Source organism: Streptomyces racemochromogenes, assembly GCF_039535215.1.
GTDB classification, from domain to species: domain Bacteria; phylum Actinomycetota; class Actinomycetes; order Streptomycetales; family Streptomycetaceae; genus Streptomyces; species Streptomyces racemochromogenes.
Window position 1 is genome coordinate 496018 of the sequence record NZ_BAAAWT010000001.1, and the last position, 18836, is coordinate 514853.

The window sequence follows — 18836 nt, forward strand, 5'->3', positions numbered from 1 at the left end:
GGGTCACGCGGGGCCGAACAACATCAATTCATCCGGAACGGCCGATTCCCTTTCCCCGGAAAGGAAATCGGCCGTTCCTTGATCCGCAATTCATGGTCAATTACCGCGCAATGCCCGAGAAGTCGATCTCCCGGTGGAATTCGTGTCTTGTTCCCGCGCCGCGCGCTCGCCTACGGTCACCTCACTCCCCGCGGCCGACTGCCGAATCCGGCCGCCGCCGGGGCTCTCCCGTACCCCCACGTGAGGAACAGCGCCATGCCCCGACACGGCAAGCACCGTCGGCCGAAGCAGCACTGGATCGCCCGCAAGCTGGCGGTCGCCGGCACGGGTGGAGCGGCTCTCGCCCTCCCTCTGATCAGCGCCACGACGGCCGGGGCGACCGGCACGCAGCCCGCCTCGCTCGTCAAGGCGGCCGTGGAGAAGGCCACCGCGGTGCAGCCGTCGGTCGAGAAGTCGGCCACGGAAAAGGCGTCCGTGCAAAAGGCGGCGGCAGCCCTGACCTATTCGGTGGTCGGCGGTGACACCCTTTCGAAGATCGCCTCCGCGCATTCCGTGAGCGGCGGCTGGCAGGCGCTCTACGAGGCCAACCGGAGCACCATCGGCTCCGATCCCTCGGTGATCCGTCCCGGCCTGAAACTGAGCCTCGGCGCGGCGGCCCGCGCGGCCGCCGTGAAGCCCGCCGCCAAGCCGGCCACCCCGGTCTACGCGAACAACCTCGACGGCTGGATCCGGCAGTCGCTGGCCATCATGGCCCGGCACGGAATTCCCGGCAGCTACAACGGAATCCACCGTAACGTGATGCGGGAGTCCTCGGGCAACCCCCTGGCCATCAACAACTGGGACATCAACGCCCGCAACGGCATCCCCTCCAAGGGCCTGCTCCAGGTCATCGACCCGACCTTCCGCGCCTACCACGTCCCCGGAACGCCCCTGGACTCGTACGACCCGGTCGCCAACATCACCGCGGCCTGCAACTACGCCGCCGCCCGCTACGGATCGATCGACAACGTCAACGGCGCCTACTAGGAACCCGGCCGACGGGCCGTCAGAGCCAGCCCTGGCGGCGGGCCGCGCGGACGGCCTCCATCCGGTTGCGGGTGCCGGTCTTGCCGATGGCCGCCGAGAGGTAGTTGCGCACGGTCGACTCGGACAGGTGCACCCGGCCGGCGATGTCGGCCACCGTGGCCCCGTCGGCGGCGGCGTTCAGCACGTCGGTCTCGCGCGCGGTCAGCGGATTCGGGCCGGCGCCCAGCGCGGCGGCCGCGAGCGCCGGGTCGATCACGGTCTCCCCGGCCAGTACCCGGCGGACCGCCACCGCCAGCTCCTCCACCGGCCCGTCCTTGACGAGGAACCCCGCGGCCCCGGCCTCCATGGCCCGGCGCAGGTAGCCGGGCCGGCCGAAGGTGGTCAGGATCAGCACCCGGCAGTCCGGCAGCCGGGTGCGCAGCTCCGCGGCGGCGTCGAGGCCGCTGAGACCCGGGAGCTCGATGTCGAGCAGGGCCACGTCGGGCCGGGCCTCCAGCGCGGCGGGCAGGATCTCGTCCCCGGCGCCCACCTGGGCCACGACCTCGAAGTCCTCCTCCAGCCCCAGCAGCAGGGCGAGCGCGCCCCGCATCATGCCCTGGTCCTCCGCCAGCAGCAGCCTGACCATCAGTGCGTTCCGTCCCCTCCTGCGGCCGGATCCGCCGGGAGCCCGGCGGTGACCCGGAAACCGCCGTCCGCCGCCGGGCCCGTGGTGAGCGTGCCTCCCGACGCGGCGAGGCGTTCGCGCAGGCCCGTCAGCCCGCAGCCCGACGGGGTCGAGCCTACTGCGCCCGTACCGTTGTCCGTGATCACCAGGCGGACCCGGTCCCCGGTGCCGTCCAGCTCGATCTCGCAGCGGGAGGCACCGCTGTGGCGGACGGCGTTGGTGGCGGCCTCGCGGACCACCCAGCCCAGCAGGGCCGCCGTCTGCGGGGGCAGCGGGGGCCCGGACTGGCGTACGACGGGCTCGATGCCGGCAGCGGTCAGCGCGGCGCGGGCCCGGTCGAGCTCGGCGGCCAGGCTCGCCTCGCGGTAGCCGGTGACGGCCTCCCGGATCTCGGTGAGCGCCTGCCGGCCCACCGACTCGATGTCGCGGACCTGGTCGAGGGCGGCGTCCACGTCGCGCGGTGCGATCCGGCGGGCCGCCTCCGACTTCACCACGATCACCGACAGGGTGTGACCGAGCAGGTCGTGCAGGTCCCGGGAGAAGCGCAGCCGCTCCTGGTCGACGGCGGCCCGCGCCAGTTCCTGCCGGGTCTCGCGCAGTTCCCGTACCGTCTCGGCCAGCGCGAGGATGGCGGCGGTGACCATGCCGGACAGGAAGGTCCCGTAGACGATGCCGAGCGCGTCCCAGCCCTCCCACAGCCCCGCGACGACTCCGGCGACGGCCGTGACGGTGAACATCACCGGGGCGAGCCCGCGTCCCCGGACCACCGCGCCGGTGGCGAGGCCCAGCAGCGGGAAGAAGAGCAGCCAGTCGCCGCCGTAGCCGCCGGCCATGGCGCAGGTGACGGCGGCCAGGGCGCCCAGGCACCAGCGGGTGGCGACGGCCTCCCGGGCCGGCTTGTGGAAGGCCCGGAAGACCAGGGTGACGTAGAGGGAGTTGAAGACCAGCAGGCCGGCCACGCCGACCCAGGGGTCGGGGGTCTCGCCGTGGACGATGTTGGAGATCGCCCCCATGCCCAGGAGCAGCCAGGGCAGCAGGGTGAAGGCGTTGGGCGGGCCCATCGGGCCGCTGCCGTAGTCGGGGGCCTCCCCGCGCGCCTTGCGGGCCTTCTCGCTCGCCCGCCATTCCGCCTTGCGGGCGGCCCATTCGGCCTTCCGGTCGGCCTTCCGGTCGGCCGCCGCCCCCTTGCCCCGCATGTCCGGTCCCTCTTCCGTCCTCGTGCCGCCCGTTCGGGTGTGCTCTGTCATGTCCTTCACGTTAGGTACCGGGGCGGGGCGGCGGCAGATCCGGCCGTACGGTCCTGAGCAGTACAAATGTCACCGCGGGTCGAGGTCACCGGCGCCGCAGTGCGCGGACCAGGGTGCCCACGGGGGCGGCCAGGCCGTAGCCGACGTCCTTGCGCAGGGCGCCGGTGCCGGCCTTCTCCACCGCGGCCAGCTGGTGTCCCATCAGCTCCGTCATGGCGGCGACCACCGGCCGCAGGCCGGGCTCGGTGAGGTCGAGGACGCCCCCGGCCGCGGCGAGGGCGGTGCGCGCGCGGGCGCACTCGGCGGCGAGGAGGGCGCGTACCTCCGGGGTCTCGCGGGCCTGTTCGAGGTCGGCGCGGGTGACGGAGTGCTCGGCGAGGCGGGAGCGCGGGATGCAGAGCCGCCCCTCGGCGAGGTCGCCGGCCAGGTCGGCGAGGAAGTCGACCCGCTGGGCGGCGTCCACGAAGGCGCGCCAGCCCGCCGCCTGGGCGGGGTCGGGTCCGCCCTGGTACTGGAGCCCGGTGAAGACCATGATCCCGGGCCAGGCGTAGGCGTCGAGGTAGGCCTGGAAGTCCTCCTCGGCGGCGAAGCCGTCGAAGGCGGCCTCGGCGGTGGCAGCGCCGTCGAGGAAGCGGGTGATCCAGTGGTCCGGCAGGCCCCTGCAGCGGACGGCGTGGGCGTAGGCGCGCAGCAGCGGGTCGGGGCTGTCGCCGGTCGCCAGGGCCGACTCGACGCGGCCGGCCAGCGCGGCGAGTCCGGCGGCCCGCACGGCCGGGGTGCCGGTCTCGGCGACGTCGTCGACCAGGTTCATGAAGGCGAGGCCCGTGGAGAGCCAGGGCACCAGGGGCGGTGCGGCGAGCAGGCGCAGCGTGAGGTACGGGGCCGGTTCGCGGCGCAGCACCCGGCGGGCGGCGTGGGTGTGGTCGGCCCGCAGCCGGGGGTCGGTTATCCCGGCCTGGGTGAGGGTGCTGCGCCAGCTGGGCATGGGGGACCGTGCTCCTTGGACCGTGTCTGCCGTACGCGGGTGCGCGTACGGGGTGCGCGTACCGGTGCGCGTGTACGGCTACACGATGTCAGGAGCGGTACACCTTCTTCACGTTGCCCTGGGTGTCGGCGTGCACGTAGCCGCCGCGCCCGTACTCGTCGGTGAGGTAGGGGCGCATGGAGGCGGAGGCGTCGAAGATCCAGGGCTCGATGATGACGTAGCGGGAGGTGGGCTTGGTGACGCCCAGTTCCTGCTGCGCCCGTTCCAGGAGGCCCGGCAGGGCGTCCCACTTGACGGCCGCCATGTCGATGGGCGGCTCGTCCGGCTTGACGGTGCCGCCGGGTCCGTCGTTCTTGACCTGGCCGTCGCGGTACTCGTACCGGTCGTAGGTGTCGGCGCCGGGGGCGGTGGGGATGGAGGCCAGCACGTACCCCTCGTAGACGGTCATCTCCACGAAGGTGGTGGTGCCGGTCTTCTGCTTGAACGCCTCGATGACGGTACGGACCTTGTCGGGCGTCAGGAGGCTGCCCTTGGCGGCCGAGGCGGGGGTGCCCTGCGGCTTGGGCGTGGCGGCCCTGGGGGTGACGGGCGGCTGGGCGGCGTTGGTGGCCGGGGCGGAGGCCGTGGAGACCTTGGCGCCGGGGTCGCCGGACGTGCCGTCGGGCAGGGCCTGGACGAGCCCGGTGACGCCGCCGGCGAGGGCCAGCGCGAGGACGCCGCCGATCAGGGCAGCGCGGCCGCGGCCCCGGGCGGGGGCCGGGACGGGGGCGGGGACGGGGGCGGTGGGCCCGTACGGGGAGCCGCCGCCGGGGGTGAAGGGCCGGGTGCCGGAGGCCGTGGGGGGCGGCCCGTACAGGCCGGGGCCCGCGACCGGGGCCGGGGCCGGACCGGCGGCGGGGGCAGCGGCTCCGGCACCCGCGTCGAGAGCGGTGCTCGCACCCCGGAGCAGTGCTTCCAGTTCGGCGCCGTCGGGCCGCGCGGCGGGATCGCGGACCAGCAGCCGCTCCAGTACGGGTCCCAGCGGGCCCGAGCGCACGGGCGCCGGGATCGGCTCGTCGAGGACGGCGACGACGGTGGCCAGGCTGGTGGCACGGCGCAGCGGGTGCGTCCCCTCGGCGGCCACGTACAGCATCATGCCGAGCGACCACAGGTCGGAGGCCGCCAGGCCCTCCTCGCCCCGGCACCGCTCGGGGGCGATGTACTCGGGCGAGCCGATCAGGACGCCGGTGGAGGTGAGGGCGGTCGCCCCGTGCAGGGCGGCGATGCCGAAGTCGGTCAGTACGCCCGCCCCGTCGGGCCGCAGCAGGACGTTGGCCGGCTTGACGTCCCGGTGGAGGACGCCCTCGGCGTGCGCGGCGCGCAGCGCGGAGAGGATGTCGAGCCCGAGCCGCACCACCTCGGGCAGCGGCATCGGTCCGGCGGCGAGCCGGTCGTGCAGGGAGCCGCCCTTGAGGAGCTCCATCACGATCCACGGGTGGCCCTCGGTGCCCGGGGCGGGCTCCACGATGTGGTGGATCGTCACCACGTTGGGGTGGGCGAGGCGGGCCAGGGCCCGCGCCTCGCGGATGGCCCGCTCGCGCAGCTGGACGGCGAGGTCCGGCTGCGCGGCGGCGGTGGCGGGGTCCGGCGGGCGCACCTCCTTGAGGGCGACCTCGCGGTGCAGTGCGATGTCGCGGGCGCGCCACACCGTGCCCATGCCTCCGGCGCCCAGGGGGTCGATGAGTTCGAAACGGCCGTCGATCAGCCGTCTGCCGGCCTCACTGTTCTCCATGGGCGGTCATCGTAGGCCCCGCCACCGTCAGCAGCGGAGGCGGTCCTCCGTCAGCGTGCCCTGCGCGGTGGAGACCGTACGGTCGTAGCAGCCGCGGCCGGTGCCCGTCCCGTACAGGCGGTAGCGCTCGGTGGAGGTGCCGACGGCGTGCCGCTGGTCGCGCGGGACGTTCGCCGTGTACGAGGCGTCTCCCGTGTACCGGTCGTCGAGGAGGGTGCGGCCGGTCTGGCGGCCGCCGCGCAGGGTGGTGGTGTCGGCCCGGTCGCCGAGGGTCAGGACGGTGCGCAGCCGGTCCCCGGCGGCGAGGGTGGTCTCGCCGTCCATGGTGTAGGTGCGTGCGGTGCGGGTGGTGGTGGGGCCGCGGGTGACGCTGTCCTCGTCGGTCCAGGTGGCGGTGAGGGCGTCGCGGTTCTCGCCGTCGGTCCAGCGGTGCGCCGAGGTGTGGGAGACGGCGCGGGTGACGGTGGTGGTGATCCGGCCGTGGGAGGTGTCGAGGTGCCCGGCGACGGTGAGGCGGTGGGCGCCGTCGGTGTCCAGGCGGTGTTCGCCGCCGGGGGCGGCGGGGGTCCAGCGGGAGGAGCCGGTGGGGGCGCCCTCCTCGTGGCGGGTCAGGGCACCGGTGACGACCTGGCGGCCGTGGTCCTGCCAGAGCAGCAGGTTGGCCGGTGTGCTCCAGCCGGCCTGGCCGGCCGGGACGCCGGCGACGGAGACCTCGACGCGGTGCTCCCGGCCGTCGTTGAGCAGGGCGGCGTAGGGGGTGAGGTCGTACACGATCGGCTGGACGTCGAAGGCGCGCGGGCCGGGGGTGACGTACCAGAGGAAGGGGTTGGACCAGCCTCCGGTCCACACGGTCGGGAAGGGCGCGGCCAGGCCGGCGAGCTGTCCGTCGACGGCGATCCGGACCTCGCGGTAGGGGCCGTCGGCGGCCTTGCAGGAGTAGGGCGCGGCGTCGGGGACCGTCATGTACCAGTACTCCTCGCAGCCGCCGCCGGAGCCGGTGGCGTACACCTCGGCGAGGAGCCGTTCGGTGTTGCGGGGGGTGGTGACCGCCGGGGAGGTGAGCGGCAGGACCCGGTCGGGGGTGTCGGGTGCCGGGGTGTGCCGGTCGGCGGCGTAGAGGGTCAGGGTGACCTTGACGTCGATGACGCCCGTGTAGGTGTCGTTGACGACGTTGCCGATCAGCATCTCGACGGGTCCGGGGCGGCCGAGGACGTCGCGGTAGCGGGTGACGTCCTTCTCGACGGACCACTCGATGCCCTCGGGCGAGGGTTCGGGGGTGGAGGTGCGCAGGATCTCCACGCCGCCGAGGGTGAGGTTGCCGAGGCGGTCGTACTGGCGGCCCTTGACCTTGCCGTCGAGGCGCAGGACGGCCTTGGCCCAGTCGGAGCGGCCGCAGCCGGCGGGCGGGGTGTAGGTCCCCTTGTAGGGGGTGAAGTCGCGGAACTGGGCCTCGGCCAGCGTCACCTCGCAGGAGCGGGTGGCGGGGTGTTCGACGGGCGGGGCGGCGGTGAGCGGGTCGTGCCAGTCGGTGCCGAACTCGGCGGGCGGGACGGGGCCGGTGGTGGCGGCCGGGGGCGCGGCCGCGGGGGTGCCGGCGGCGGCCGCGGGGCCGGCCAGGGCGCCGGCGGCGAGGGTGAGCGTGCCGAGCAGGCCCATGATCCTGTGTCGTCTCATGGGCCCGCAGTGAAACCCCTGGCGGCCCGCCGCCGCCAGGGCCGGGGCCGGCGGGTGGCGCGAAACCGACGGGTCAGTGCGCGGCGGGCAGGACCACGACGCCGTCGTCGTCCACGTACACGGTGTCGCCCGGGCGGAAGGTGACCCCGCCGATGGTGACGGGCTCGTCGACGGCGCCCTCGCCGGTCTTGCCGCTCTTGCGCGGGCAGGTGCCGAGCGCCTGGACGCCGAGGTCCAGGGCGCCGAGGGCGACGCTGTCGCGGACGGCGCCGTTGACGATCAGCCCGGCCCAGCCGGAGGCGTGGGCGGCGCCGGCGATGAGGTCGCCGACCAGTGCGGTGCGCAGGGAGCCGCCGCCGTCGACGACGAGGACGGCGCCTTCGCCGGGGGTGTGGAGGAGCTCGCGCAGCAGGGCGTTGTCCTCGTGGCAGCGGACGGTGCGCACGGGTCCGGCGTACAGGTGCCGGCCGCCGATCCGGCGGAACTGGACGGCGCAGATGCCGAGGTCCTCGCCGTGCTCGTCGTACAGGTCGGCGGTGGGGATCGGGGTGGGGCTCATGGGGTTCCGGGCTCCTCGCATCTCGTACGTCGCGCGGGGCCCAGCCTAGGAGGTGTCCTCGGGCGGGCGCTCAGCGGCGGGAGTTGCCGAAGAGGACGCGGTAGCCGACGAGCAGGACGAGGGAGCCGACGATGGCCGAGCCCCAGGTGGCGAGGTCGAAGAACTGGGCCTGGATCGGGCGGTCGAGGAACTTCGCGGAGAGCCAGCCGCCGATGAAGGCGCCGGCCACGCCGATGAGGGTGGTGACGATGAAGCCGCCCGGGTCGCGGCCGGGGAGCAGGATCTTGGCTATGCCGCCGGCCAGCAGGCCCAGGATGATCCAGCCGATGATGCCCATGCCGTTCTCTCCGCTCGTCGTGTGCGTCCGTGCCCCTGAGGACGCCAGCGGGGGCCCGGCGGTTCTCAGCGGTGGCGGGCCCGCCACAGTGCGGCGGCCGCGGCCGCTCCCGCGACGGCGCCGGCCACCGCGACGCCGCCCCGGGAGCGGTAGGCGAAGAGGGAGAGGGTGGAGCGGGCCGAGAAGGCGGATCCCGCGCTCAGCCAGGAGGCGGTGGAGCCGACCGAGAGCGCGGACCCGACGGAGGCGACGGAGAGGAAGCTGCCCGCCGAGCCGATGGAGAGCACCGAGCCCACCGAGCCGATGGACAGCACGGAGTTCCTGGACCAGAGGGAGAGGTACGAACGGTCGTCCATGCCGATCATGCTGTCACATGGCCGGCCGGTACGGGGCGGCTTTCGGCGGGCTGCGCGGCGGGCGCGCCCCGGGTGAGCAGCAGGACCCCGCGGGTGGCCGCGAGGCCTCCGGCGGCGGCGAGCAGGATGCCGAGGGCGCCGCCCTGGAGGCGTTCGCCGAGCAGGATCATGCCGATCGCGGCGGCCGCGAGCGGGTTGGCCAGGTTGACCACGGCGAGCGGGGCGCCGAGGCCGCCCCGGTAGGCCCGCTGCGAGAGCAGCATCCCGCCGACGGCGAAGACCACCACGAGCAGGGCCACGGTGACCACCCGGCCGCTGAGCAGCGCCCCGCCCCGGCCGCCGGCGACGGCGACGGTCTGGGTCAGGGCGGAGGCGACGGCGGAGGCCAGCCCGGAGGCGGTGGCGTGGCGCAGCCCCGGGCCGGGGTCCTTGCGGGCGGTGAGCAGCAGGATCACGGCGACGGTGGCTCCGGACACGGCGAGCGCCTCGGCCAGGGTGAGGGTGTCGTCGGGGGCCGGGCCGGAGGCGGGGAGCAGCAGCAGCCCGAGGCCGGCGACGGTGGCCAGGGTGCCGCGCCACTCGGTGGCGGCGACCCGCCGCCCGGCGCCGCGGGCCCCCAGCGGGACGGCGGCCACCAGGGTGAGCGCGCCCAGCGGCTGGACCAGGGTCAGCGGGCCGTAGCGCAGCGCGGCGGCGTGCAGCAGTGCGGCGGCGGCGTTCAGTCCGGCCGACCACCACCAGGCGCCGTTGCCGAGCAGGGCCCGGGCGCTGCGGGCGACGGCCCGGCGGGCGAGGCGTTCCTGGGCGACGGCGGCGGCCGCGTAGGTGGCGGCGGAGGCGAGGCAGAGGGCGACGGCGAGGAGGGTGGCGTTCACCGGTCGCCTCCGGCGGGGACGGGCGCGGGAGCGGGGTGGCCCGCGGCGTCGGGTGCGGCGTCGGGTGCCGGGCGGGGGCGCGGCAGGCCCCGTACCGGTGGCGCGGCGTCGGCGGGGGCCGGGCGCGGGACCAGCAGCAGGGCCGCGCCCAGCAGCAGGGTGGCGACGGCGGCGTCGATCCAGTAGTGGTTGGCGGTGCCCACGACGACGAGCAGGGTCACCAGCGGGTGCAGCAGCCACAGGGCGCGCCACCGGGACCGGGTCGCGGCGATCATCCCGAGGGCCAGCATCAGTGCCCAGCCGAAGTGCAGCGAGGGCATCGCGGCGAACTGGTTGGCCATGGTGTCGGCTTCCGGGGCGGTTCCGTAGACGCTCGGCCCGTACACCTGGGCGGTGTCCACGAGCCGTGCGGCGTCCAGCATCCGGGGCGGCGCGAGCGGGAAGGAGAGGTGCAGCACGAGGGCGGCGGCGGTGAGGACGGCGAGCACGCGGCGGGTCCACAGGTAGTGCCCGGGGCGGCGCAGGTACAGCCAGACCAGGAACAGGGCGGTCGCCGGGAAGTGCACGGCCGCGTAGTACGTGTTGGCGGTGTGGACGACGGCGTCGGAGTGGAGCAGCAGCCGCTGGACGGCGCCCTCTCCGGGCAGGTGCAGGGCGCGTTCGGCGTCCCACACCCGGGCGGCGTTGCGGAAGGCCTCGTCGGTGCGGCCCGTCGAGAGCGTCCGGCCCGCCTTGTAGGCGGCGAACAGTCCCGCGACGAGCAGCAGCTCGCGTATGAGCCGCCGGCGTGAGTCGCTCTTCCCGGCCGGTGGCCGGTCCGGTGTGGTCTGGGAGGTCATCCCCCGGTCTCGCTTCTTTCGGTTCCTGTCGACACGCCAGTGTATCGATACATCAGCGTATCGATACGCTGGTGTCCCGATAAGCTCGGATGGCCGTACACTCGGAGCACGGACCCACCGCTGGATCCCGCGAGGAGAACCCCACCCCATGACGTCGACGCCGCAGGGCCCCGCGCGCCGCTCCAAGATCAGCCCGGAGCGCGAGCAGGAGTTCTACGACGTCGTCCTCGACCAGCTGCGCGAGCACGGCTACGAGGCCCTGACCATGGAGGGAATCGCCGCCCGGGCCTGCTGCGGGAAGTCCACGCTCTACCGGCAGTGGCGGACCAAGCCCCGGCTCGTCGCCGCCGCCCTGCGCGCGGGCCGCACCCGGCGCGGGGAGCGGACCCTGGCGGACGTGGACACCGGGACCCTCGCCGGGGACCTCCGCGAGGCCGCCCGGATCGCGGCCGGCACCTCGGGCCCCGACACCCGGCTCACCCAGGCGCTCGGGGTGGCCGTCTTCGCCGACGAGGAGCTCCAGGCGGCGCTGCGCGAGGCGCTGGCGGAGCCCGAGCTGGCGGCCTTCGACGCGATCGTCGAGCGGGCCGTGGCGCGCGGGGAGCTCGCCGCGGACCACCCGGCCGTGGAGTTCCTGCCGGCGCAGCTGATGGGCGTCCTGCGGATCCGGCCCGTGCTGGAGGGCCGGTACGCGGACGCCGACTACCTGGTCAGGTTCGTGGACGCGGCGCTGCTGCCCGCGCTGGGCATCGGCCCGCCGAACCCCTGACCCCCTGAACCGGTGGGCCGCCGTTCACGATGACCGGACGGCGACCCACTCGCGCTGCCTCGTGGGGACGGTGGCAGCGCGCCACCCGGACGGGGCGGCGGCCACTCCCGAGCAGGGTGACCGCCGCCCGGTCCGGTACGGACGCACCGGCACCCGCCCTCAGCCGCGTACCGCGCCCATGACCCGGGCGTACTCCTGCGGGTCCGCGTCGAAGCCGCGCGTGCGCGCGTCCAGCGTCCAGCCGCCCGCGCCGTCCCGGGTGAACTCGGCGACGGTGGCCGCCGTGGCCCCGGCGAGCTCCGCGAAGTCGGTCGTGGCGAGGTCGGTGTACCCCTCGCGGACGCGCAGCCCCGTGCCGCCGACGGCGGCGAAGGTCTTGCGGTCCGGCGCCGCGGCGGACCCTGCGTCCTGGATCACCACGCCGACCACCACCCGGCCCAGCTCGGGCGCCAGCCGGTCCAGTTCGAGCGTCATCACCTCGTCGAAGCCGAAGCCCTGGCCGGTGCGGCTGTCCCGGGCCAGGGTGATGGTCCCGTCGGGGGCGCGGCTGCCGAAGTGGACGAGGTAGACGGGCTCCCCGTACGGGTCCGCGGCGCCGTACACGGCCGCGACGATGTCCAGGTCGTTCGCGGGCGTGCCCGCGGGGCTGGGGTCCCAGCGCAGCGCTATCTCCACCCTGGCCAGGCTCTTGCGTACTCCGCTCACCGAACTCCCCCTCCGCGTGGCCGCTCCGGCCGCCTCGCCGTGCTGTCCGTCGCCATGCTGCCACGCGGCCGTGATCACCGTGCGAACGACCGTACACAACCGGCCAGTTCGCGGCACCGCCCGGTCAGCGGCCCGGTTCGGCCGGGTCCAGGCGTACGGTCTCCACCCAGCCCGGGGGCCGGGGTGCCCGCGCCCCGATCAGTGCGGCGATCAGCCGGCAGGACGGGGGCTGCGCGGGCCAGGGGGTGTGGCCGTCGGTCAGCACGACCACGATCGAGGGCCGGTCCGGCCGGGCCAGCGCGGCCGCGATGCCCACCCGCATGTCGGTGCCGCCGCCCCCGGCCAGGGTCACCTCCCCGGCACTGGCGACCCGGCTCACGGCGTGCACGTCGGCGTCGCAGGCGAGGACGGTGACCCGGTTGCCGCCCACGCCGACCTCGCGCAGCACCCCGGTGACCTCGGCGAGGGCGGCGGCGAGTTCCGCGTCGCCCATGGAGCCCGAGGTGTCGATGACGACCGCCACCCGGGGCAGCGGCCGGCGCAGGCTCGGCAGCACCACCCGGCCGCCCAGCGCGGGCGTGCGGCGCGAGGGCCGCCGGTAGGTGTAGTCCACCGCCCCCGCGGCCCAGGCGGCGGCCTCCCGCACCGCCCCCGACAGGGCGCGCCGCCAGTCGACGGCCGGCTCCAGCACCTGCTCCGCCCAGCGCTCCCAACCGGCGGGCACGCTCCCCCGGCCCCGCGAGCGCAGGTGGGCGCGTACGGCCTGGGCGGTCTGGCGGCGCAGGGCCTCCGCCTCGACCGGGCCGATCCGGGCCGTGCCGTCGCCGCCGCCGAGTTCCCAGGGCGCCTGCCTGCCGTGCGCGCCGGAGCCGCAGTCCACGGCGTGCGGGGGCGTCGGCGGGATGCCGGGCAGGTAGCCCTCGAACATCCCGCCCTCCGGCAGGCCGAACCGACCCGGCTCCATGCGGCCGGCCGGCAGGACCAGGCCGTCGGCGAGGAGGTCGTCGTTGATCTCGCAGTCCTGGGCGATGTTGATCCGGACCGGGTCGCGCTGGTCGGCGGGCGGCAGCCGGTCGGCGCGCCCGTGGTGGTCGCGCAGCAGGTGGGCCACCTCGTGGATCCACACCCCGGACAGTTCGGGGACGGGGGTGCGTGCCACGAACTCCGGCGCCACGTAGCAGCGCCAGTGCCGGTCGACGCCCATCGTCCGCACCCCGGACGGGCCCGGGGAGGGGACGACGGTCAGCGCGTACAGGGCGGAGGCGAGGTAGGGCCGGGCCTCGGCGGCCGCATAGCGGGCGGCGAGCAGCCTGGCCCGGTCGAGCGGGACGTCCACCGGCGCGGCCCGCCTCTCAGCGGGCGCCGGGCAGGGCCCCGGCCAGCTGGAGCAGTTCCACGAAGGCGTCGATCCCCGCGGGGACGGGCCAGGACAGGTCGCGCATCGCCGCGAGGTCGGCGGCGGCCCGCGCGGCCACGTCGGGCACGCCCGCGTCGACGGCCTTGGCGAGGACCTCCCAGCCGGCCTCCCAGCGGGGGCGGGTGGGCTCCGCCTGGACGGCGGCGACGACCGCGATGAGGAAGGCCAGCTGCCGGTCCCCGCGCTCGGGCAGCGCGAAGGCCGCGGGGTCGGCCAGCACCCGCTCCGGGTCGGGCAGGTCCAGGTGCTCCAGGTAGGTCAGCAGTTCCAGGCCGGCTCCGTCGCCGACGGCCCCGGTGAGGGCGGCGGACAGCGCCTCGCGGCCCGCGCCGGCCGCGTAGCCGGTGGCCAGCAGGCGCAGCGCCATCTCCCAGGTGCGCGGGGAGGGCCAGGCCCTGCCCCGGGCCTCGGCGTCGTCCGGCATGTGGTGGACCAGACCGGGGCGGGCGGTGAGGAAGCCGGACACCGCGCCCCGGGCGCGGGCGACCGCACCGGCGGAGCGGGCGGGGTTCACCGCGGGGAGGACGGTCTCGGGCCAGGTCCCGGCCATGCCGCGGGCCACGGTGCGCGGGTCGTGCGTCCAGTCGAGGTGGACGAAGCGGTTGGCGAGGGGCGCGCTGAGGTGCCAGCCGTCGGCCGCGCTGGCGGGCGGGTTGGCGGCAGCGACGATGCGTACGGAGGCGGGCAGTTCCAGGCTGCCGACCCGGCGTTCGAGGACCACGCGCAGCAGGGCGGCCTGTACGGCGGGCGGGGCGGAGGAGAGCTCGTCGAAGAAGAGCAGGCCGTGTCCGGTGCGGGCCAGGCGCACCGCCCAGTCCGGCGGGGCCATGGGCACGCCGGTGGTGGCGGGGTCGTCGCCGACGATCGGCAGGCCGGCGAAGTCGGAGGGCTCGTGGACGCTGGCGACGACGGTCTCCAGGGCGACCCCGAGGGACGCGGCGAGCCGTTGCATGCCGGCGGACTTGCCGATGCCGGGTTCGCCCCAGAGCAGGACGGGCTGATTGGCCGTCACCGCGAGGGCGAGGGCCTCCAGCTGGTGGTTGGCGGCGGGCTCGGTACGGGTGGCGCCGAGGCGGGCGCCGAGCTCGTCGGCGGCGGCCAGCGCGGGCGGGGGTGCGGTGCTCATGCCCGGACCTCCCCGTCACCGGCGGAACCGGCCGCGGTGCGCGCGCCCCCCGCTCCCGAGTCGCCGGCCGCTCCCGGCTCGTCGGCCTCCGGACCGGCGGCCCCGGAGACGCCCGGGCCGGAGACGCCCGGGCCGGAGCCGTCCGCGGCCGGGTCACCCGTCTCGGCGTAGCCGTCCTCTTCGTAGTCGTCGTCCTCGAAGTCGCCCCATTCGGCGCGCTCGGCCATGAACTCGTCGTACTCCTCGAAGTTGATGCCGGGGTGGCGCTCCTCGACGAGTTCCTTCAGGAAGGTCAGGTCGGTCCGCTTGTAGCGGGACACCACCTGGCCCAGGGACAGCTCCATGTCGTCGACGACATCGGTACGGGCGCCGGCCGCGAGGAGCGCCCGGACCAGGGACGCGGTACCGCCGTTCTGGACGGCGGACTGCAGCGGGGTGCGTTCGAAGTCGTCCTGCTCCTCCAGGCCGAGTCCGGCCTCCAGCAGCCTGGGCAGCAGCTCCTCGTGCCGTACGAAGGGCAGCAGGTGCAGCAGCCCCTGGCCCCTGCCGTTGCGCACCCGCGGGTCCAGCCCCGCGTCGAGGAGCGCGAGCACCCCGGCGGTGTCGCCGTGCTGGACGCGCTCGAACAGCTCCCGCCGCTCGGCGCGCAGGGCGCGCGGCAGCCGGCCCTTGCCACAGGCCCAGGCCTCGCGGACGGCGAAGCAGCCGGCGACCTCGCCGCCGAAGGCCCGCAGGGCGCGCTCGCGCTGCTGCTCCTCGGCGCTGTGCGGGAGTTCGAGCACGCCGCCCCGGGAGCGCACCTCGTGCCACTCGCCGACGCAGCGCACCCGGACGGTCCGGGGCGCGGCGGGGCCGGGCGGCCCGCCGGCCGGTCCGGCGGCGGGGAAGAGGGCGGCGGTGACGAGGGGGTGCAGCTCGCGCGGGGCGGTCCGGCCGGTGCGTACGAGGTGGAGGTCGGGCAGCGGCCGCCAGGCCTGGTCGGGCAGCCGGGGCACGTCGCGCACCTCGGAGGAGTCCACGAGCCGGGCCCGCAGCGCGCCGTCGGGGCCGGCGGGTTCCACCAGCAGCATGCAGCGCCAGTGCGGGGCGAACGTGAACCGGTCGCCCGCGCCGGCCGCGGCGAGGCGGCGTACCCCGGCGGCGAGCAGGGCCGGGTCCAGCGCGGCGCCCTTCAGCGCGGCGACGGCGTCGCTCCAGCGGTAGGCGTTCGGCGGGAGGGTCAGGTCGAGCGCGATCCCGGCGGCGGCGAAGGCCTCCACGCTCTCGCCGCGCCACTGGAGGACGGCGGCCCACTCCGCCCGCCCGGCGGGGTCGGCGGGGCCGGGGTCGGCGGTGGGCAGCTCGTCCTCGCGCAGCGGGGTGCCGTCGGGGTGGAAGAAGGGGATCCGGTCGGCCGGGCCGGCGCTGGCGCGCAGCTCGGCGGTGTGCCGGGCGTCCCAGAACCAGCGGGCCCGGGTCCAGTCCTCGGTGACCCAGGAGGCGTAGGAGTGGCGCCGTGCGTGCGGGTCGACGGGGGCGCAGTGCAGCCGCAGCCGCTGGGGGCCGTCCACCATGGCGCGGGTGGTGACGTACAGGACGGGCGCGTCGGAGCCGGTGCCGTAGCGGGCCAGTACGACGCGGCGGTTGGGGGCGACGACGGTGCGGCCGCCCAGGACCCGGGGCAGGTGCCAGCGCAGCAGGTCGGGGGCGAAGTGGCGCAGGTCCTCCGTGACCGCGGCGGCGACGGCGGAGCCGTGTTCCGCGGCGAGCGCGGCCGGGTCGACGGTGGTCTCCGTGCCGGCGGCGGCGCAGGCGGCGCGCCAGTCCCCGGCCAGGCGGTGTGCGGTGGCCCGCTCGATCATGCGGGCGGGCACGGCGTAGCGGCGGATCCGCTGCCAGGCCGCCGCGTCCTCGGGCGGGAGCCCGCCGGGCGGTGTGGTGCGGGCGTTCTCGCTCACCGGTACACGCTCCCGATGGCCCGCAGGTCCGGGTGGGAGGCCCGGGCGGGGCGCAGCCGTTCGGCGAAGGAGCGCTTGAGGCGGCGGGGGGTGCCGGGGCCCAGGCCGACGTGCTCCAGCGGGGCGTTCTCGGGCAGGGCGGCGAGCAGGCTCCTGGCCCCGCGCCCGGTGATGCCGGTGTGGCGCAGCTCCAGGCGGCGCAGCGGGCTGCCGGGCAGGGCGGCGGCCAGGGCGTACGCGCCTTCGTCGCCGGTCTCGTTGCCGGCGGAGCCGAGGCTGCGCTCGGACATGGTGCGGCCGAGGTCGAGGGCCTCGATGCCGCCGAGGGCGTCGGCGAGGGCGCGTGCTCCGGCGACGCCGATGCCGTTGCCGCCGAGGCCGAGGCGGACGGGGCGTGCGGGGCCGGCTTCGGCGGCCGCGGCGGCGATGACGGCCGTGCCTTCGTCGCCGAGGTGGTTGGCCGGGACGTACAGTTCGCGGACCCCGGCCTCGCGGATGAGGGCGGCGAGCAGCGGGGCGGCTTCGGCGGTGAGCCCGTTGCCGCCGAGGAAGACCCGTTCCAGGGGTGCCTCGCGGTCGCGGAGGGCGTCCAGCAGGAGGCGTACGCCGTCGGCGCCGATGCCGGTGTTGACGAGGTCGAGGGTGCGCAGCGCGGTGTTGCGGCGCAGCAGCGCGGCGAGGGTGCGGGCGCCGTCCTCGTGGAGGGGGTTGCGCTTGAGCCAGAGGGCGCGGACGGCGGTGTCGTCCGCGAGGGCTGCGGCGAGGGCGAGCGCGCCGTCGGGGCCGATGCGGTTGCAGCCGAGGTAGAGGGTGTGCACCCCGTGGCGGCCGTCGGCGCCGGCGAGGGCCGTCGCGAGGGTGCGGGCGCCCCCGTCGGTCAGGGAGTTGGTGCCGAGGAGCAGGTGCGCGGCGTGCGGGGAGGTCAGGGCAACGGGCAGCAGCCGGGCCGTGCCGGCGGGGCCGAGGCCCTGCTTGCAGAGATCGACGCGGCCGTCGGGGCGCAGGGTGCCGAGGGGGAAGGTCTCGTCGGCCTCGACGGGGCGCTCCTGCCCGAGGCGGGCGAGCAGCGGGCCGAGGTCCGCGGGGTCGGCCAGGGGCAGGTCCGGGTGCTCGATTGCGGGGCACCGTACGGGCGTCGGCCGTGTCATCAGCATTCCACCGGTTCCTTCGCCGGCGCCCGGCGACCCTGCGACTTCGCGGAGCCGCGGCAGGCCGGCACGCCTTCGCGCCGTGCTGCCGCCGTTCCGACATGACGTGAGAGAAAAGGCAAGACCGGTCGGATTCGAACCGACGTCCTCCAGCTCGATGCTTGGGCGCGACGACCTCTGCGCTACGGCCTTGCCGACGGTGATCATAACGGCTCGACGGCCGAAAATCGATCACCCGTTTGATTAAGCTTCCCCGGGCTACCAGTCCCCGTCCTGAACGGGCTTGCTGGGGCGCGGCGCGTTGCCGAGCGGGAGGACCTGGCCGGGCGCCGGGGGCGTCCAGGGCGTGTGGTCGTCGCCGATCCAGTCGCCCACGGGCTTGACCTCGGCGAGGGGACCGGCCGCCGGGAGGTCGGTGCCGGTCTCGTCGTAGTAGTCGTACCAGGGCAGGCCGGCCTGGGTGTAGGCGGCCCGGTCCACGGGCGAGGGCGGCGCGTCCTCACCCGTGATGCGGCGCCATTCGGGCGGCGTGACCAGGTGGACGAAGACCCGCGCGGCGGGCCGGTCGGCCCAGGCGGAGAGCTTCCGGTCGTCCTGGTAGACCTCCTGGCGCATCGCGCCGCCCACGCCGAGCCCCATGGCCGGGGCGGGGGCGCGGCGCGCGGCCGGGCGGGCGGGTGCGGCGCCCGGGGCGGGGGCGGCCATCGCCACGGGCGCCGCCCCGGGCGGGGCGGGCATCGCGGGCGGCATGGCGGGCGCCGCACCGTAGCCGCCCCCGCCGAAGAGCTGCTGCGGTGCGGCGCTCTCGTGCCGCAGCCGCTCCTCCTCCCGCCAGGCGGCCAGGGCCTTGGGGCCGAGCGGGAACGCCTGGAGCTGCACGCCGCCGGTGACCTCCTCGCCGGTGACCTGCCCCTCGACCGTGGCGCCGAGGCCGAGCGGCACGGCGACGAACTGGCGCACCGTCCCCTTGCCGGAGTTGATCCCGTCGAGCCAGGGCTGGCGGGGCAGCACCAGGTAGTTCTGCGGCTTGCGTTCCAGCCGGCCGGTCCACCGCTTGCCGGAGACGGCGCACACCTTACCCACGCCTACCTGGAGGGCGGCGGGCTCGTGCGAGCCGCCGAAGCTGAGCCACATGGCCTCACGGAGGTAGACCGGCAGCATCACGCCGCCCTTGGCGAGCCATTCCGGCGGAACGGTGTCCGGGTAGTCCTCGACCCGCCGCAGCGGGAACTCCCCCAGGCCGGGCGGGAGCGCGTGCGTACCCGACTCGGGCAGGCGCAATGTCCGAATGAACCTGATCCGCACCCCTTCGCCCAGCAGGAGCGCATTGCCCTCGATCCTGGCCGCGCCCATTTCCTCGTTCGCCACTGCGGACAGCCCCCTTCTCCCGCCACTCCCCGG

Annotated in this window: 18 protein-coding genes and 1 tRNA gene; 2 read left to right on the forward strand and 17 right to left on the reverse strand. The window is 75.9% G+C overall.

Going from position 1 to position 18836, the window contains the following annotated elements:
* Nucleotides 1-255 precede the first annotated feature (255 nt).
* Complete coding sequence (locus ABD973_RS02325; protein WP_125823448.1) at nucleotides 256-1026, forward strand: transglycosylase SLT domain-containing protein; 771 nt, start codon at nucleotides 256-258, stop codon at nucleotides 1024-1026.
* A gap of 19 nt (nucleotides 1027-1045) precedes the next feature.
* On the opposite strand, the gene ABD973_RS02330 is transcribed toward ABD973_RS02325, so the two are convergent.
* The 10 genes from ABD973_RS02330 to ABD973_RS02375 all read right to left on the reverse strand — a co-directional run bounded on the left by ABD973_RS02330 (nucleotide 1046) and on the right by ABD973_RS02375 (nucleotide 10333).
* Complete coding sequence (locus ABD973_RS02330) at nucleotides 1046-1651, reverse strand: response regulator transcription factor (RefSeq protein WP_125600311.1); 606 nt, start codon at nucleotides 1649-1651, stop codon at nucleotides 1046-1048.
* A complete protein-coding gene (locus ABD973_RS02335) occupies nucleotides 1651-2886 on the reverse strand; it encodes a sensor histidine kinase (RefSeq protein ID WP_386382136.1) in 1236 nt (411 codons plus the stop codon). The genes ABD973_RS02330 and ABD973_RS02335 overlap by 1 nt, the downstream gene beginning before the upstream one ends.
* Before the next feature lie 136 nt (nucleotides 2887-3022).
* On the reverse strand, nucleotides 3023-3922 hold the full coding sequence (locus tag ABD973_RS02340) for a squalene/phytoene synthase family protein (RefSeq protein WP_125823447.1): 900 nt from the start codon (nucleotides 3920-3922) through the stop codon (nucleotides 3023-3025).
* A gap of 88 nt (nucleotides 3923-4010) precedes the next feature.
* The gene (locus ABD973_RS02345) at nucleotides 4011-5693 is read right to left on the reverse strand and encodes a serine/threonine-protein kinase (protein ID WP_206436604.1); all 1683 of its coding nucleotides are present in this window, start codon (nucleotides 5691-5693) and stop codon (nucleotides 4011-4013) included.
* Between the two features lie 27 nt (nucleotides 5694-5720).
* Nucleotides 5721-7367: a peptide-N4-asparagine amidase gene (locus ABD973_RS02350; RefSeq protein ID WP_241253467.1), complete on the reverse strand. Its 1647-nt coding sequence runs from the start codon at nucleotides 7365-7367 to the stop codon at nucleotides 5721-5723.
* A gap of 73 nt (nucleotides 7368-7440) precedes the next feature.
* Complete coding sequence (rraA, locus tag ABD973_RS02355; protein ID WP_125823446.1) at nucleotides 7441-7926, reverse strand: ribonuclease E activity regulator RraA; 486 nt, start codon at nucleotides 7924-7926, stop codon at nucleotides 7441-7443.
* Between the two features lie 70 nt (nucleotides 7927-7996).
* Entirely contained in the window at nucleotides 7997-8263 is a 267-nt protein-coding gene (locus ABD973_RS02360; protein ID WP_125823445.1) for a GlsB/YeaQ/YmgE family stress response membrane protein, read from the reverse strand.
* A gap of 65 nt (nucleotides 8264-8328) precedes the next feature.
* Nucleotides 8329-8619: a hypothetical protein gene (locus ABD973_RS02365; protein WP_125823444.1), complete on the reverse strand. Its 291-nt coding sequence runs from the start codon at nucleotides 8617-8619 to the stop codon at nucleotides 8329-8331.
* A 5-nt stretch (nucleotides 8620-8624) separates the two neighbouring features.
* Nucleotides 8625-9494, reverse strand: coding sequence for a hypothetical protein (locus ABD973_RS02370; RefSeq protein ID WP_241253466.1), 870 nt, complete (start codon nucleotides 9492-9494; stop codon nucleotides 8625-8627).
* Nucleotides 9491-10333, reverse strand: coding sequence for a phosphatase PAP2 family protein (locus ABD973_RS02375; RefSeq protein WP_125823443.1), 843 nt, complete (start codon nucleotides 10331-10333; stop codon nucleotides 9491-9493). Before ABD973_RS02375 ends, ABD973_RS02370 begins: the two co-directional genes overlap by 4 nt.
* Nucleotides 10334-10481: 148 nt before the next feature.
* Here ABD973_RS02375 and ABD973_RS02380 point away from each other — a divergent pair, with 148 nt between their 5' ends.
* Entirely contained in the window at nucleotides 10482-11102 is a 621-nt protein-coding gene (locus ABD973_RS02380) for a TetR/AcrR family transcriptional regulator (RefSeq protein ID WP_125823442.1), read from the forward strand.
* 159 nt (nucleotides 11103-11261) lie between these two features.
* Here the strand turns inward: ABD973_RS02380 and ABD973_RS02385 are convergent, their stop codons facing one another.
* The 7 genes from ABD973_RS02385 to ABD973_RS02415 all read right to left on the reverse strand — a co-directional run bounded on the left by ABD973_RS02385 (nucleotide 11262) and on the right by ABD973_RS02415 (nucleotide 18788).
* Complete coding sequence (locus ABD973_RS02385; RefSeq protein WP_125823441.1) at nucleotides 11262-11807, reverse strand: TerD family protein; 546 nt, start codon at nucleotides 11805-11807, stop codon at nucleotides 11262-11264.
* A gap of 124 nt (nucleotides 11808-11931) precedes the next feature.
* Nucleotides 11932-13143, reverse strand: a complete 1212-nt coding sequence (locus ABD973_RS02390) for a vWA domain-containing protein (protein WP_125823440.1) — start codon at nucleotides 13141-13143, stop codon at nucleotides 11932-11934.
* Between the two features lie 16 nt (nucleotides 13144-13159).
* Nucleotides 13160-14350, reverse strand: coding sequence for a sigma 54-interacting transcriptional regulator (locus ABD973_RS02395; protein WP_345498081.1), 1191 nt, complete (start codon nucleotides 14348-14350; stop codon nucleotides 13160-13162).
* The gene (locus tag ABD973_RS02400) at nucleotides 14347-16287 is read right to left on the reverse strand and encodes an ankyrin repeat domain-containing protein (RefSeq protein WP_345498083.1); all 1941 of its coding nucleotides are present in this window, start codon (nucleotides 16285-16287) and stop codon (nucleotides 14347-14349) included. The genes ABD973_RS02395 and ABD973_RS02400 overlap by 4 nt, the downstream gene beginning before the upstream one ends.
* Entirely contained in the window at nucleotides 16284-17435 is a 1152-nt protein-coding gene (locus ABD973_RS02405; protein ID WP_345504435.1) for a leucine-rich repeat domain-containing protein, read from the reverse strand. The genes ABD973_RS02400 and ABD973_RS02405 overlap by 4 nt, the downstream gene beginning before the upstream one ends.
* Before the next feature lie 119 nt (nucleotides 17436-17554).
* A tRNA-Arg gene (locus ABD973_RS02410) sits at nucleotides 17555-17627 on the reverse strand.
* 66 nt (nucleotides 17628-17693) lie between these two features.
* On the reverse strand, nucleotides 17694-18788 hold the full coding sequence (locus ABD973_RS02415) for a hypothetical protein (protein WP_345504437.1): 1095 nt from the start codon (nucleotides 18786-18788) through the stop codon (nucleotides 17694-17696).
* Nucleotides 18789-18836 lie beyond the last annotated feature (48 nt).